The 15,318-nt window shown below is 45.1% G+C and carries 10 protein-coding genes and 1 other RNA gene; 10 read left to right on the top strand and 1 reads right to left on the bottom strand.

Annotated elements, in window-relative coordinates:
* Both RYO92_RS05015 and RYO92_RS05010 read left to right on the top strand, forming a co-directional pair.
* Positions 1 to 780 carry a TraX family protein gene (locus RYO92_RS05015; protein WP_315369674.1) on the top strand — a complete coding sequence of 260 codons (780 nt, stop codon included), beginning with the start codon at positions 1 to 3 and terminating at the stop codon, positions 778 to 780.
* A gap of 118 nt (positions 781 to 898) precedes the next feature.
* Positions 899 to 1,756 carry a TatD family hydrolase gene (locus RYO92_RS05010; RefSeq protein ID WP_315369673.1) on the top strand — a complete coding sequence of 286 codons (858 nt, stop codon included), beginning with the start codon at positions 899 to 901 and terminating at the stop codon, positions 1,754 to 1,756.
* A gap of 15 nt (positions 1,757 to 1,771) precedes the next feature.
* On the opposite strand, the gene ffs is transcribed toward RYO92_RS05010, so the two are convergent.
* Positions 1,772 to 1,871, bottom strand: an RNA gene (gene ffs / locus RYO92_RS05005) — signal recognition particle sRNA small type.
* Positions 1,872 to 1,939: 68 nt separating this feature from the next.
* Here ffs and RYO92_RS05000 point away from each other — a divergent pair.
* The 8 genes from RYO92_RS05000 to RYO92_RS04965 all read left to right on the top strand — a co-directional run bounded on the left by RYO92_RS05000 (position 1,940) and on the right by RYO92_RS04965 (position 15,291).
* On the top strand, positions 1,940 to 3,955 hold the full coding sequence (locus tag RYO92_RS05000; RefSeq protein ID WP_315369672.1) for an MBOAT family O-acyltransferase: 2,016 nt from the start codon (positions 1,940 to 1,942) through the stop codon (positions 3,953 to 3,955).
* Positions 3,956 to 4,035: 80 nt separating this feature from the next.
* Positions 4,036 to 5,805: a DHHW family protein gene (locus tag RYO92_RS04995; RefSeq protein ID WP_315369670.1), complete on the top strand. Its 1,770-nt coding sequence runs from the start codon at positions 4,036 to 4,038 to the stop codon at positions 5,803 to 5,805.
* Positions 5,806 to 6,057: 252 nt separating this feature from the next.
* Positions 6,058 to 7,608, top strand: a complete 1,551-nt coding sequence (gene rny / locus RYO92_RS04990; RefSeq protein WP_304069283.1) for a ribonuclease Y — start codon at positions 6,058 to 6,060, stop codon at positions 7,606 to 7,608.
* A gap of 297 nt (positions 7,609 to 7,905) precedes the next feature.
* The gene (locus RYO92_RS04985; RefSeq protein ID WP_315369669.1) at positions 7,906 to 10,638 is read left to right on the top strand and encodes a transglycosylase domain-containing protein; all 2,733 of its coding nucleotides are present in this window, start codon (positions 7,906 to 7,908) and stop codon (positions 10,636 to 10,638) included.
* 134 nt (positions 10,639 to 10,772) lie between these two features.
* On the top strand, positions 10,773 to 11,984 hold the full coding sequence (locus tag RYO92_RS04980; RefSeq protein ID WP_315369668.1) for a type I phosphomannose isomerase catalytic subunit: 1,212 nt from the start codon (positions 10,773 to 10,775) through the stop codon (positions 11,982 to 11,984).
* Between the two features lie 143 nt (positions 11,985 to 12,127).
* On the top strand, positions 12,128 to 12,667 hold the full coding sequence (locus RYO92_RS04975; RefSeq protein ID WP_315369667.1) for a biotin transporter BioY: 540 nt from the start codon (positions 12,128 to 12,130) through the stop codon (positions 12,665 to 12,667).
* Positions 12,668 to 12,689: 22 nt separating this feature from the next.
* Positions 12,690 to 13,505, top strand: a complete 816-nt coding sequence (locus tag RYO92_RS04970) for a tRNA threonylcarbamoyladenosine dehydratase (protein ID WP_315369665.1) — start codon at positions 12,690 to 12,692, stop codon at positions 13,503 to 13,505.
* Positions 13,506 to 13,632: 127 nt separating this feature from the next.
* Positions 13,633 to 15,291, top strand: coding sequence for an EAL domain-containing protein (locus RYO92_RS04965; protein WP_315369664.1), 1,659 nt, complete (start codon positions 13,633 to 13,635; stop codon positions 15,289 to 15,291).
* Positions 15,292 to 15,318: the final 27 nt, after the last annotated feature.

The following is a 15,318-nucleotide window of genomic DNA, read 5'->3' as shown; positions in this document are numbered from 1 at the left end:
ATGACGAACTACCAGGCCATTTTGAATACCAAGAAAAAAGGGGGAGGAGTTTCCGCGTTTATGCTGAAGCTCCTTGCCCTTATTTCCATGACTATAGACCATTTTGCCGCCATCGTAATCCTAAACGGAAAGCTTTACGGCTATTCCACGGAGTATTATCAGATGGCTATTGCTACGGAGGAGGGGCACAGATTGCTCCAAATCTATAGAATCTTTCGCATTATCGGCAGACTGGCCTTTCCGATTTATGCCTTTCTCCTGACGGAAGGCTTCCGCCATAGCCACGACCGAAAGAAATATTTTTTCAGACTGCTTTTGATGGGCATAGTCTCGGAAGTGCCTTTTGACCTGGCCTTTTTCAATCAGGTCTATAATTTTACCGTTCAAAATATCGGTTTTACTCTGGCATTGGGCGTGCTATGTATGGAGGGAATGCACCGTTTTCGGAAGAACGTTTTCTACAAATGGGCGGCAGTGCTGTCCTGCGCCGCCATTGCGGAGCTGATTCGGGCAGACTACGGAGCACTGGGCATTTTCTTGATTGCCGCACTGTATAATTTCCGTAAGGAAAAGGCACTGCGCCTGTCTTCAGGGGCTGCGCTGTCAGCGGCTCTGTCCTATGGAAGCTACTGCTTTGCAGCATTTAGCTTCCTCCCGATTGCCTTTTACAATGGAGAAAAGGGACGAATTTCCCTCAGTCGTTTCTTCTACGTGTATTACCCCCTGCATCTTGGTTTTTTCTATCTTTTGATATACTTAGGGGCAAAGATTACGGCGTAGGAATTGTCCGGGAAATAGTCATAAGATTATCCGTAGAACGGTGCAAAGAACAAGTGCCAAGAATAATTAAAAGATTATAGAGTATGTAAGGAAAACAGAAATCAAAAAGGAGAAGAAGATGATTTTTGATACCCATTGCCACTACAATGATGAATCCTATGGGTCTGATAGAGAGGAATTGCTCCGCTCCCTTCCGGAACAGGGCGTAGACCGGATTTGCGAAATCGGTTATAACCTGGAAAGCTCCAAGGCGGCTATTCGTTTAGCGAGAGAGCCTTTTATTCCGGGACTTCAAAAATATGCAGTAGTGGGCTTTCATCCGGAAAATGCGGATGAGCTTACGGAAGAATCGCTGCTTGAGATTTATACCCTGAGCCAGGAAAAGGAAGTGGTGGCCATGGGAGAGATAGGACTGGATTATTTTCGGATAGATAAGCGCTCCAGGGTGGAAAAAGAGCAGGAGGCGGAGGCCTTTGCCAAAGGGGAAATCACGGAGATGCAAGCGTTCAATCCGGACCCGGAGGTGCAGAAGGACTGCTTTATCGCCATGCTGGAGCTGGCCAGGAAAAGAAATCTTCCGGTAGTGCTCCATTCTCGAGATGCAGCTATGGACACCTACCATTTGCTTAGAGACCATAAGGGATATGTCAATGGGGGAATTGTGCATTGCTTTTCCTATCCCTTGGAAGTAGCCAAGCAATTTATTGATTTGGGTATGATGGTGGGAATCGGCGGTGTACTGACTTTTTCCAATGCCAAGAAGTTAAAGCAGGTGGCTACGGAGATTCCTCTAAACCACATTGTTTTGGAAACGGATTGCCCTTACATGAGTCCGGTTCCTCTTCGGGGAAGCAGAAACCATTCCGGAAACCTTCGTTATGTGGTTTCCTGCCTGGCGGAATTAAAGGGCGTTTCGGAGGAAGAAGTTATCCGGAAAACCACGGAAAATGCCTTACAGGTGTATCGCATTAAATAAAAAAACTTCGGGAACTCCACCCAGGATAACCCACGGCACATGAAAGGTTTACCTTAGTGCTGCTATGTTCCCATCCTGACACGGTTCGGTATCTCCCATTGCGTGGGGCCCAAGCTTCATTGCCCCCGAAGCTCATTGAGTATAACGGATTTTTAGAAAATTGACAAGGGAAAGGTTTGCAATATGCAGTTTTCGCAAATGATCTTTGTGGCGGGATTTCTCCCCCTGTTTTTGCTTTTGTATTTCGGGAAGAAGGAACTTGCTTGGAAAAATGCGGTGTTTTTCCTGGCATCTTGCTTCTTCTTGCTTTTTCAGGGACTCTTGGCAGTAGCCTTTCTTTGCGTCTTTAGCCTTTTTGCTTTTTTTATGGGAAAAGCTTTGGGAAAGGCTGGAGAGGAAAAAAAGAAAAAAATATTTTTCCTATCCTTAGCGGGCATTATCCTGCCGCTGGCTTTTTTTAAGTATAGTGCAGCTCTGCCCTTCCTACCGAAAATGGTAAAGGGCTGGATGCCCTTTGGCATCTCCTTTTACAGCTTCCGCTTTATTGCCTACCTTTACGATTGCTATCAGGGAAAGGAGGCGGAGCAGGACATTTTTTCCTTTTCTCTTTTTGCCTTTGCCTTCCCGGTGCTTTCTCAGGGGCCGATTCTTCGTTATTCGGAAATGCGGGAAGAAATCAAAAATCGTGCATTTTCCTATGAAGCCTTTTCCCATGGCCTGTTCCGTTTTACCTTCGGCCTTTGGAAAAAGCTGGCTTTGGCGGATGCGCTGGGCTCCCTTTCTGTAGAAGTTCTTAGCCTGGACAGTCTGAAAAATGTTTCTATGCTACAGTCTTCTTCTCCATCCTTTTCCTTTCTGGCAGTATTCCTTTCCGGTCTTTCCTATATGCTGCAGATTTTTTTGGATTTTTCCGCCTATACGGATATGGCTATAGGAATCGGGGAAATCTGCGGCTTTACCCTTCCGGAAAACTTTCAGGCCCCCTATAGCGCCCGTTCCATTCGAGACTTCTGGAGACGCTGGCATATTTCACTATCCATGTTTTTCCGGGACTATGTTTATATTCCCCTGGGAGGAAATCGCGTTCCCTTCTCTTTGCAAGTGAGAAATCTGCTCTTGATTTGGGTATTAACCGGAATCTGGCACGGCTCCACGGCAAATTTCATTCTTTGGGGACTGTATTTCTTTGTTTTTATCCTGCTGGAGCTTTGCTGTAAGAAGCTGTGGAAAAGAATTCACAAATCCGAAGGAGGGGCTTTCTCCATTGTTCTGAGATGCTTACAGCACGTCTATACCCTGGCGGTTTTGTATTTTTCCTGGATTCTTTTCCGCTTTTCTGATTTCCAAAGCCTGAAAAATATCCTTTGGCTTCATACTTTGCCGAAGAGCCTGGCTTTAGTGGACGGAAAAACCCTGCTGATTGTAAAAAGCAACATTTTTCTGCTGCTTGTAGCCATTCTCTTTTCCGGTAATCTTTTGAGCAGCTTAGAGGAAGAATGGCAAAAGCTCCTGTTCCGGGGTAAATCCCGTTTGGCAAGGAAGAAAAGAGCAAGTCTGGGATTTTACGGCATGGAGGATGCGGAGGAAGATTCTCCGGAAGCAGGGACGGATTCTCCGGAAGCAAGGATGGATTCTACGAAAACCTTAGTAAATACTCCGGAAGTAACGGCGATAGATGCCGGAGAAGCTGCTTTGAAAGGAGTTCCGGAAGCTACGATAGATGAGTCGATTTTTGCTGCTTCTTCCGATAGGAAGGATTTATTTCCTGAAGAAAAATATCCTATGCTAAAGCTTAGCTTGGACGGGGAAGGTGCTCCTCGCCCTGGGGAAACATCCGGGGAAACGGAAGTACAAAAGGAAGAAGCTATTTCACTTGCAGAAGAGGTAGAAGCAGAGGCTAAAGCGGAAGAGGGGGTAGAATCAGAAGTAAAGGCAGAAGCAAAAATAGAATCAGAAGAACTCTTGAGGGAAGAAAAGATGGAAGCAGAGCTCAGTCAGGAAAATCAGGAGGACTTGCTTCGCCATGAGAAAATTCTTCGAAGAATCCAAAGAAGAACAAAACTTAACATTTTCTTCTTAGACCATGCGGAGCAGTTGTATTTCTGGGGAAAGCTTTTGGCGGCGATTGCCTTTTTGCTCTTGTCCTTCGCCCTTATGGCAGGGCAGAGCTATATGCCGTTTTTGTATAATCAATTTTAAAAGAGTGCTGTTCCTTTCTTACGAGAAGGAAAGGATGGCAAATGCATAGAAGGCAGGGATTGCACAGGGAGTAGATGGGAATGGACGATCAGGGAAGAGAAGAACAAATTACAGAAGAACAAATTACAGAAGAAAAGATTATGGAAGAAAAATTAACGGAAGAGAACATCGTAGAAGAAAAAACTAAAGAAGAGTGCTCCTCAGAACAGCGCTCTACAGAAGAGGAATCCGTAGAAGAGGGAAGCATTGAAGAGGTTTCTATAGAAGTGGAAACGCCCAAAGCGACGAGTCCGGAAGAGACGAGTCCGGAAAAGCCCAAGAAGGATTTTCCTTATGCCAAGATATTTTCACTGGCCATGATGGGGCTCTTGTGCTGTCTTTTTGTGCTGGGGGTGTTTCTCCCCTTAAGACCGAGATATTCCGATGCGGAAAAAAGAGAACTGAAGCAGTTTCCTGCATTTTCCTTGCAGGGACTTTTTGCGGGAAGCTATTTCCGGGATATCACATCCTGGTATCAGGACAGCTATCCGGGAAAAGAGGAGTGGATGCTTTTGGCTTCGAAAACCAAGGCTTTCTATGGCTTGCAGGGAGAGCAGATTTACGGAGCCGCCGAGCAGGTCAAAGAAGAAATTCCCACAGGGGAAGGCGCTTTGGCGGAGACCTTCGCTTTAAAGAAGGATGCGGAAGACGGACAGAACGGGGCAGCAGAGGAAAAGGAATCCGATGGGGAAGACCGGGGAAAGGCGGAAGCCTGGGATAAAAAAGAAGGGAAAAAGCAGCCGGAAGAAGGAAAAGGAATAGAGGGAAAGCAGGAAGAGGCAGAAGCAAAGCAGAATGCGGAAGCAAAGCAAGGCTCCGATGCAAAGCAAGATACAACGAAAGGAAAAGAAGAAAACAGCAATTTTGAAACGGATGCGGAGGGAAATCTGCAGATTAAAAAGGCGGATAAGGCGGAAAATGTAGCAGGCGAACAGATTGGAAGTCTCTATCTGAACGGAGATTCCGCCTATGAGCTGTTTTATTTCAGCGAAAAGGCGGTTCGTGCCCACGCTTCTTTATTAAATACGGTGCAGGCCATGTTTCCCAAGGTGAAGCTTAGCGCCATGATTGTGCCCAATTCCTTTGGCGTGATCTTGGATCCGAAAGTGCAGGAAAAGCTGGCCTCCTCCGGCATGGATCAGGCCATTGCCTACAGCTATAGCCTGATGGATAAAAGAGTCAATACGGTAAATGTTTTTGACGCCCTTTCCGCACACAAAAAGGAATACATCTATTTCCGGACGGATCATCACTGGACTCAGCTTGGAGCTTATTATGCCTATCAGGAATATTGCAAAAGTATGGGCTACAGCACCAAGCCTTTGTCTGACTATCAAAAGCTGGATTTTCCGGAATTTTACGGAACCTTTTACTTCTTTATGAATCGTCCGGAAAGTTTGAAGGGGCATCCCGACCAGGTAACGGCTTATCAGGGAAGCATGAATACCATGAAATATACCGACAGCAAGGGGAATCTTCAGGAAGGAAAGCTGATAAATGATGCCAGCCAAATGCTTCCCGGCAATAAATATAACTGCTTTATGCTGGGAGATCATGGCTATGTGGAAATCCATAATGAAGGGGCTCCCCGGAAGAAGAGCATTTTGGTCTTAAAGGATTCCTACGGAAATGCCTTTGTGCCCCTTTTGGCACAGGATTATCGGGATGTTTATGTGGTGGACTACCGGCATTATCAGGGAAATGCTTCTTCCCTGATTCGGGAAAAAGGCATTGAGGAGATTTTATTCCTGAATAACATTATGGGAATCGGAGAAAGTCTCTCTCAGAAAATGTTGGCGGTATTTCAGTAGGTATCCAGTTTGCCCGGAGATGGTTTTGAAGCCGGCACCGGAGATATTTTGAAGCCGGTGCTGGAGATGTTTTGAAGCCGGTCCGGGAAATAGTTCTCATTGACACAAGTATTTATATCCCTTAAAATAAGCTTGTTAAAAGGTTGAATATGGTAACAGAGAGATTTTTGCAAGGGATTTTTGGCGTGGCCAACCCTGCTTTGCTTCACATATTTGTACATTAACAAAAGAATAGTGAAGGAGGTACAGACATTGAACCCATTGGGAATCGCCATCATTGTAATTGTGGCGGCAGTGGTGGGGGCAATCATGTTCATCCTTGGACAGAATAAAGAAAGAACCAATTATGCTCGGAAGGTAGGAACAGCTGAGGAGAAGTCCAGGGAGATTATTGATGATGCCATTCGCACTGCGGAGAACAAGAAGAGAGAAGCATTATTAGAAGCAAAAGAAGAAGCACTGAAGGCTAAGAATGAGCTGGATAAGGAGATTAAGGATCGTAGAAGAGAAATTTCCGACCTTGAGAAGAGAATTTTGAAAAGGGAAGAAAGCTCCGAGAAGAAAGCGGCAAGCTTAGAGAAGAAGGAATCGGATCTCCAGAGAAAAGAGGAAGGATTACAGACCAGGGAAGGGGAAATTGAACAGCTTCATAGTCAGAAGCTGATTGAGCTGGAAAGAGTTTCCGGCTTAACAAAGGATCAGGCCAGACAGGAATTACTGCATTCCGTAGAGGAAAGCATTAAGCACGATACCGCTTTATATATTCGGGAATATGAGGCCAGAGCCAAGGAAGAGGCGGAAAAAACCGCCAGAGAATACATCGTAGAGGCTATTCAGCGTTGCGCGGCAGACCAGGTAACAGAGTCTACCGTTTCCGTTGTACAGCTTCCCAACGATGAGATGAAGGGAAGAATTATCGGACGTGAGGGTAGAAATATCCGCACTTTAGAGCAGCTGACCGGAGTAGAGTTGATTATCGACGATACACCGGAGGCGGTGGTGCTGTCCGGCTTCGATCCTATTCGTAGAGAAGTAGCCAGAATTGCACTGGAAAAGCTTATTGTAGACGGCAGAATTCACCCTGCCCGCATTGAAGAGGTGGTGGAGAAGAGTCGTAAGGAAGTGCACGACAGCATTAAGGAAGAGGGAGAGTCTACTCTCCTGGAGCTGGGCGTTCACGGTGTGCATCCGGAGCTGGTTTTCCTTTTGGGAAGAATGAAGTTCCGTACATCCTTTGGACAGAACGCTTTACAGCATTCTATAGAGGTTGCGCAGATTTCCGGCCTTTTGGCACAGGAGCTGGGCTTGGATGTTCGTATGGCTAAGCGTGCAGGTCTTCTCCATGATATCGGAAAGGCTATTGACCATGAAGTAGAAGGAACCCATGTGGATCTTGGTATTGAGCTTTGTCAGAAATACCATGAGCCTGAACCCGTTATCAATGCTGTGGCATCTCACCACGGCGGAACGGAGCCCACATCCTTGACTTCCTTCATCGTGGCCGCAGCGGATGCCATTTCCGCAGCAAGACCGGGAGCCAGAAGAAAGGCTTTGGAGACCTATACCAACCGTTTGAAGGAATTGGAAGAGATTGCCAACTCCTATCACGGCGTAGAGAAATCCTTTGCGGTACAGGCCGGACGCGAGGTTCGCATTATGGTAGTTCCGGAAGAAGTGAGTGATGACGATATGACCATTATGGCCAGAAACATTTCTCAGCAGATTCAGGAGCAGATGCAGTATCCCGGCGTGATTAAGGTAAACATTATCAGAGAGTCAAGAGCAGTAGATTATGCGAAATAAGGCTTCGGCACAGGGTTCAAAAGAGCTTTGTGCCGTTTCTTTGATTTTCCGAAAGTGAAGCAATCCGCTATTTTCCTTAGGCGGATTTGGATAGAGAAGTAACGAGTTTAGGAGAAATTTGTCTTATTCTAAGAAGTAAGGATTTTAAGAGAAATTTGTCTTATCCTAAGAAGTTCTTTCAATATTTTTTCTGATTCTCCACAGAATTTTTGTTAAAATTTCGGAGAGAAATAGAAGGGATAAGAAATACATTTTTGCTAAGTTAACGGACATATTGTTGGAATATGAGGTTCAAGAATGGGAAGAGAGATAAGAGAAGGAGAAAGAGGACATAAGAGAGGAAAGAAGAAATCCTCTGCCTTTCGCTTTATCCGGAGGCTGTTTCTGGGCAGTGTTTTGTTTCTGTTTGTGCTTTCTGTATTGGGCTATGTGATTTTTATCCGTCCGGAGGTGAATCGTCTTCGGGGGATTGCCTATGACAAGCTGGCAGGCAGCAATTTAAAGGATTTAACCAAGAGAGCGGATACGGTGATGTTTGATACTGACGGACAACAGCTTGGTACCATCAATGCCGGGCATTTTGTGTACGATAAAATCGAAGACATTTCCCCGAATCTGCAAAATGCCTACATCGCCCAGGAGGATAGAAATTTTAAAACCCACCATGGAGTGGATTATAAGGCCACACTTCGTGCGGTTTTTCAGCTGGTCAAAAATCGGGGAAGAATCACTCAGGGCGGTTCTACCATTACCCAACAGGTGGTGAAGAATACCTATCTAAGCCAGGAGAAAACCTTTACCAGAAAGATTGTAGAAATCATGTTGGCGCAAGAGCTGGAGAAGATGTACAGCAAGGCCGACATTATGGAGATTTACTGTAATACCAACTTTTACGGAAATAACTGCTACGGTGTGGAAGCGGCCAGCCAGTATTACTTCGAAAAGCCTGCAAAGGACTTAACGGTGGAAGAAGCGGCTATGTTGGCGGGGATTTCCAACGCTCCTTCCCGATATGAACCGGTGCGCCACCCTGATTTGGCTTTAAAGAAGCGAAATCAGGTATTAAAGTCTATGGAGACAGTGGGGTATATTACAGAGGCGGAATATGAGGAGGCCATCGGAAAGCCTTTACAGATTTCCCAAAATGTGCAGAAGGGTACGGATGAGGATTATATGAACTCCTATGCCCTCTATGCGGCTACCATCCGTATGATGGAGGTTAATAAATTCCCCTTTACCTATCATTTTGAAACCCAGGCAGATAAGGAAGCTTATCAGGATCAGTACGAGGAACAATACAATTTTTACAATCGGGAGCTTCGGGCGGGAGGATACAAAATCTATACCTCTCTGGATCCCAAGATCCAAAACATTTTACAGGAAACGCTGGACAAGGGACTGTCCAAGTTCCAGGAGGTGCAGGAAAACGGAAAGCTTTCCATGCAGGGTGCCGGCGTAATCATTGACAATAAAACAGGCTATGTGGTGGCTACCGTTGGAGGAAGAGGCACCGAGGACAAATATAACCGTGCTTACTTAAGCTATCGTCAGCCCGGTTCCGCCATTAAGCCTTTGCTGGATTATGCACCGGCTTTGGATCTGGGTGAGTACAATGCGGCTTCCGTTATTGACGACCATAAATTTGAAGACGGACCTTCTAATTCCGGTGACCACTACTATGGGGCGGTGACCATGAGAGAGGCTGCCAACCGTTCCTTAAATACGGTAGCATGGCAGATTTTAGACGGTATCGGTATTCAGAACGGTTTGGATTATTTGGAGAAAATGCATTTTTCCGGAATCAGTGTGAAGGATAACGATGCCTTGGCAGTTTCCATCGGAGGTTTCACCAACGGTCTTCGTGTGGTGGATATGGCAAAGGGCTATTCCACCCTGGCCAATGGAGGCGTATACAGTAATAAAACCTGCATTATCAAGATTGAATCCGATAAGGACGGCGTAGTTGCAGACGAGAAGACCATCCAGAATACTCAGGTTTTCCGCGAAGATACCGCCTTTATTATGACGGACATTTTGAAGGGAACCATGAATACGGAGTATGGTACCGGTCGCGGTTTACAGCTGAAAAACAAGATGCCGGCTGCAGGAAAAACCGGAACCAGTAACGGTTCCAAGGATACCTGGTTTTGCGGCTATACCAAATATTACAGTGCGGCAATCTGGGTAGGTCATGATATGCCGGTGGAAATGCCGGGAATTTACGGCGCCACCTATGCCGGAAAAATCTGGAAAAATACCATGGATATTCTTCATGAGGATCTGGAGCCGGAGGATTGGGAAGTGCCGGATACTGTAGTCAAAGAGGCGGATGAAAAGTCCGGTATTACAGACTACGTTTCCAAGACCGCAAAGCAAAGAGGCGAAGAGAATCGGAAGAAGAAGGCGGAAAAGGAAACCAAGGCACAGATAGAGAAGGACATCAAGACCTATGAGGCCATGAAGATTCAGAAGCTGGAAGATGTCTTTACCGCCAGAACTCTTTTCGGAAAAATCCGGGATTCCTTAAATGATGTTACGGATGAAAAATTTAAAAAGGAATATCAGGAGCGACTCTTTACAAAGCAAAAAGAATTCCTGGTGATTGAGGATAAGTGGAAAGACGAGATTGATGCCTACATTGCCAAGAAGGAAGAAGAATCCAGAGTACAGGAATCTATAGCGGAAAGTAAGGCAAAGGAAGCGGAGGAAAAGGCGCAAAAGAATGCCAAGCGGGAGTCCTTCTTATCCGCCTTGACCGGCTTACAGAGCTTGGAGTATAGAGACGGAGATACGGAGGCATTGATTAATGACGCCATTGAGCGTTTGCAGGAACTGAACGGCAGTGAAGACTATTACAGCTTGAGTCAGCAGCTGGATGCGGCAATTCGCCGTGTTAGAAGTCTGCCCAAGAAGGAAGAAGAAACCCTGGAGAGTAAAAGTGGAGAAGGCTCTCCCTTCTATAGCGGTCCGGGACCGGGAAATTATCTTGGAGAGCGAGACAGTAACAACGGCCCGGGAGTAAGCCCATAGAGGGTTCGACGAAGGAACAGATCCTGGAGTAAGCCCATAGCGGGTTCTACGAAGGAACCGATCCGGGAGTAAGCCCATAGGGGAATCCACGAAGGAACCAATCCGGGAGGAGTTCTTAGGAAGGAAAATGGTTTATGGCAATAGGGAAAATTCATCCGGCTTGCAAACAGTATTTATGGGGAGGAGAAAAGCTGATCCGGGAATACGGGATATCCTCTCCTAAGACTCCCCTTGCGGAAGCTTGGGTGCTTTCCGCCCATCCGGATGGAGACAGTCGAATCAGTTTTTCTGAAGGAGAGCTTTGTTTTGAAGGAAAGGAACCTTCCGAAGGAGAGGTTTGTTCCGAAGGAAAGGAATCTTCCGAAGGAGAGAGTTTTTCCGAAGAGGAAAGCTCTTCTGAAGGGGAGAGCTTTGCCGAATATCTAAAATGCCATCCTGAGGCAGTGGGAAGCTTTGGAAAAGCCTTTCCCTTTTTTCCAACGCTGATTAAGCTGATTGATGCAAAGAAAGCCTTGTCCATCCAGGTACATCCCGATGACAGCTTTGCTTTATCCCGGGAGGGGCAATACGGCAAAACAGAGATGTGGATTGTCTTGGAACGAGAGGAAGGCGCTTTCCTGTATTTCGGATTTCAAAAAGACTATACGGAAGAAGAAATCCGAAGAGCGATAGAGGAGGACAACTTTCCTTCTCTTCTTTGTAAGGTGATGGTAGAACCGGGGGACGTATTTTTCATTCCGGCAGGAACCGTACACGCCATCGGAGCAGGTATCCTGCTTGCGGAAGTACAGCAAAATTCCAATCTGACCTACAGAGTTTACGATTATGGAAGAAAAGATGCCCAGGGAAATACAAGAGAACTGCATGTGGAGAAGGCTTTAGAGGTGATGAACCGAAAACAGCTTTCCGCATATAGGCAAGAAGCATTCAAAAAGCAAGGGAAAAAGCCGGTAGGAGAAAAGGCGGCAGGAGAAAGCGCGACAGGAGAAAAGGTGGCAGGAAAAAACGTCTACCTGGAACGAATCGGTTCCTGCGAATATTTTACAGTAGACAGACTTTTCTTAGAGGAAAATGCTTTCTACAGCAGAAAACTCACGGAAGAGAGCTTCCTTTCTCTCTTGGTTTTGGAGGGAGAAGGGGTACTTACCGTAGAAACTAAGCATGCTAAGGAAAAGCATCAGGATGGTTCTCCGGAATATAAAGAGGAAACTTACTCTTCCAAGGGACAGAAATCCAAGTGCTTTGTAAAAAAGGGAGAAAGCTATTTCCTCCCTGCGGAAGAGGGACAGTGGTCATTAAAAGGCACAGGAAAGTTTTTATTGACTTTCCTTAGTGAGAAAAACTAAGCTTTGAAGGACTAGGCGATAGTTTATGGAAAAGTTGTAAGTTAAGCCGGAAGAAATAGTAGTATGTTCATGCAAAAGCACTAGTTTAAAAGGGCAAGAAACATTTAGGATGAATCCATTTTCTAGGGAAGGGAAGGAAAAGTATGAAAGCAATTTCTGTAAAGCAAATGAGTCTAGCGGCTATTATGACAGCGGTATGCTGTATCTTATCGCCGATTTCCATTAATATCGGACCGGTGCCGATTTCCTTAGGCACCTTTGCAGTATGTTTATCGGTAACGATTCTAGGAAGAAATCTGGGAATGCTTTCTTACCTTTTATATCTCTTGCTAGGGTTCATCGGCTTGCCGGTTTTTTCGAATTATGGTGCCGGTGTGGAAAAGCTACTGGGACCGACAGGAGGCTATTTAATCGGCATGATTTTCCTTGCTTTTTTTGGCGGCTTTGCTGTGGAGCGTTTTTCCAAAAGCTTTGTAAAACAGTATCTGGGCTTGGCCTTCGGTATTGTTCTCTGCTATTTACTGGGGACTTTATGGTTGGGAAAGGTTTTGTCTATGGATTTTGGTAAGGCATTATCGGTAGGCGTGCTTCCCTTTATTCTTCCGGATGCCATCAAGGTCTTTTTGGCACTGGCTTTAGGAAGGAAAATCAGGAGCAGACTGTCGTTTTTACAGGCAGAATAAAATTTTGGGTTAGGGAGTAAGGATGGAAGGTCAATTTTCAAGAACCGAGCGATTGCTTGGAGCTGAGGCAGTGGAAAAGTTAAGTAAAGCCAAGGTAATTGTTTTTGGTATCGGCGGAGTGGGAGGCTATTGTGTAGAGTCCCTTGTGAGAAGCGGAGTCGGACAAATCGATGTGGTGGATGACGATGTGGTTTGCTTAAGTAATTTGAACAGACAAATCATTGCCACAAGGGATACCGTAGGAAGAGCCAAAGTGGAGATTGCGGAGGAAAGGATTCATTCCATCAATCCGGACTGTAAAGTCCGGGCTTTTCGCTGTTTTTATTTACCGGAAACCAAAGATCAGTTTGACTTTTCTGCTTATGATTATGTGGTGGATGCAGTGGATACGGTGGCAGCAAAGCTGTCTTTGATTGAAGCGGCCAAGGAAGCCGGTGTGCCGATTATTTCCGCCATGGGAGCAGGCAATAAGCTGAATCCTGCCGGGTTTAGGGTGGCGGATCTGTATGAAACTAAGATTTGTCCTCTGGCCAAGGTAATGAGAAGAGAATGTAAAAAAAGAGGAATAGAAAGCCTGAAGGTGGTGTATTCCGAAGAAATGCCCAGGAAACCCATAGAGCCCATAGAACAAGAGGAAGAAGTGCAAACGGTTTCAGAGCTTCCTCACACTGAAAACAGTGGAGCGGATTTGGAGATTGCTAAAGCGAAGGAAGCCGGAGCGGATTTGGAGATTCCTAAAGCGAAGGGAAAACGGTCCATCCCCGGATCTGTTGCTTTTGTTCCTCCTGTGGTAGGTTTAATTATGGGGGGAGAAATTGTGAAGGATCTGCTGCAATAGTTCGATAATCCGGTAAGAAGCATAGCTTTTGTTTTTTATGAAAAGTAAGGGGAAATCTTATGCTTTTATACTTATGATTTATCCGTTTAAAGACGAAAATCTTTTGATAGGATAAAGGAGTGGAAGGATGTCACTGAGAAAACCCAAGGATAAGGAACTGGAAAGCTATATAGAAAACCATATCGAAGAAGCCATTGAAAAAGAATGGATTCAGGTGTATTTGCAGACCAATATTCGTGGATTATCAAAGCGTGTTTGCGGAGCGGAAGCTCTATCCCGTTGGATAGATCCGGTATATGGGATGATTTCTCCGGGGGAGTTTATACCCGTGCTGGAGAAAAAAAGAAAGATACATCTTCTGGACCGATATGTAATGGAAACGATATGTCGGGAGCTTGGAGAAAGAAGAAGACGAGGACAGTTTATCGTACCGATTTCAATGAACTTTTCCCGTCTGGATTTTGATGTGCCTAAACTTCTTCAAGAGATGGAAAAAATCATGGAAAGGAATTCCTTGCCGAGAAATTATCTTCATATTGAAATTACGGAAAGTGCCGTAATGGAAAATGAAGCCTATATGAAGGATACGGTAAGAGAATTGCACACTCTGGGCTATAAGGTATGGATGGATGATTTCGGCTCCGGATATTCCTCTTTAAATCTTTTGAAGGAGTTTGAGTTTGATACCTTTAAAATTGATATGCGTTTCCTCAGTGATATGGGGAAAAAGTCGCTTATAATCATTTCTTCTATTCTGTATATGGCGAAGGAAATCGGGATTCATACGGTAGCGGAAGGTGTGGAAACGGAAGAGCAATATCGTTTTTTAAAGGTGGCAGGTTGTGAAAGAATGCAGGGCTATTATTTTGCCAGACCTGAACCCATGAAGGAGTGGTTTGCTTCCACGAAAGAAAACTGTGAAATGGAGACGGAAGAAGATTGTTATCTGTATGATGAAATCGGTTTTGTCAATATCATCAGTCCCGTTCCTTTTGACTTGGAGCGCTCTGATTCTTCTCCCAGCATACACGGCTTTGAAACAGGTCAGCCGGTGGCAGTTTTATCGGAAATTGACGGCATGTTAAAGCATTTGAATTTCACCCAACCGTACCGGAAGAATTTGCTGGAGCTGGGTTATGAGGGAACTCATCAATTTCAGGATTTGTTAAATGACAGATCTATTCTTTTTACGGATAAAATGCGGGATATTATGGATGTAGCCAAGGAATCCGGACGAATTGAAGCCATGGATTTTTTATCCGGAGGCAGGCATTGTCAATTTCAGACCAGACTGGTAGCCAGAAAAGGAGAGAAAAATATTTTTTTGGTGCGCTTGGATATCCTGTCCAATATCAGAAGATTTCAAAAGAATAAGGAGTTTCAGGAGGCATTAAGTCCACTATATACCGTCTATGATATGGTTTTTGTTTTTGATTTAAAGCAGAATATATTAAATCCGGTTTATGTCAACGAAATCTATGAAGGAGTTCATGAGAGTAGTAATCTTCGGGGAGAAATCGAAAAGTTTGTGGAAAATAAAGTCTATCCGAAGGATAAGAAAGCCTGCTGGCAGTTCTTAAATCCTGACACTATGGCGGAAAGAGTGGAATGTGCGGAGAATGATTTTCTTTTGGCGTATTTTAGGAGCAAGAATCGTAAGAACGAATATGTATGGAAACGTTTCGTCTTAATCCGTTCTCATGAGCGCTCAAAGCAGGATAGGGTGATTTTCGGTATTCATACTTTGAATATGGAGAAGGTATCTATGATGCATAAAGAAGATTAAAGAATTATTCAAGAAGAGGACTTTTTT

Source organism: Oribacterium sinus (assembly GCF_963553175.1).
GTDB classification, from domain to species: Bacteria; Bacillota; Clostridia; order Lachnospirales; family Lachnospiraceae; genus Oribacterium; species Oribacterium sinus_B.
Note: the sequence above shows the minus strand (reverse complement) of the source record. Positions and strands in the feature narration are given on the sequence as shown.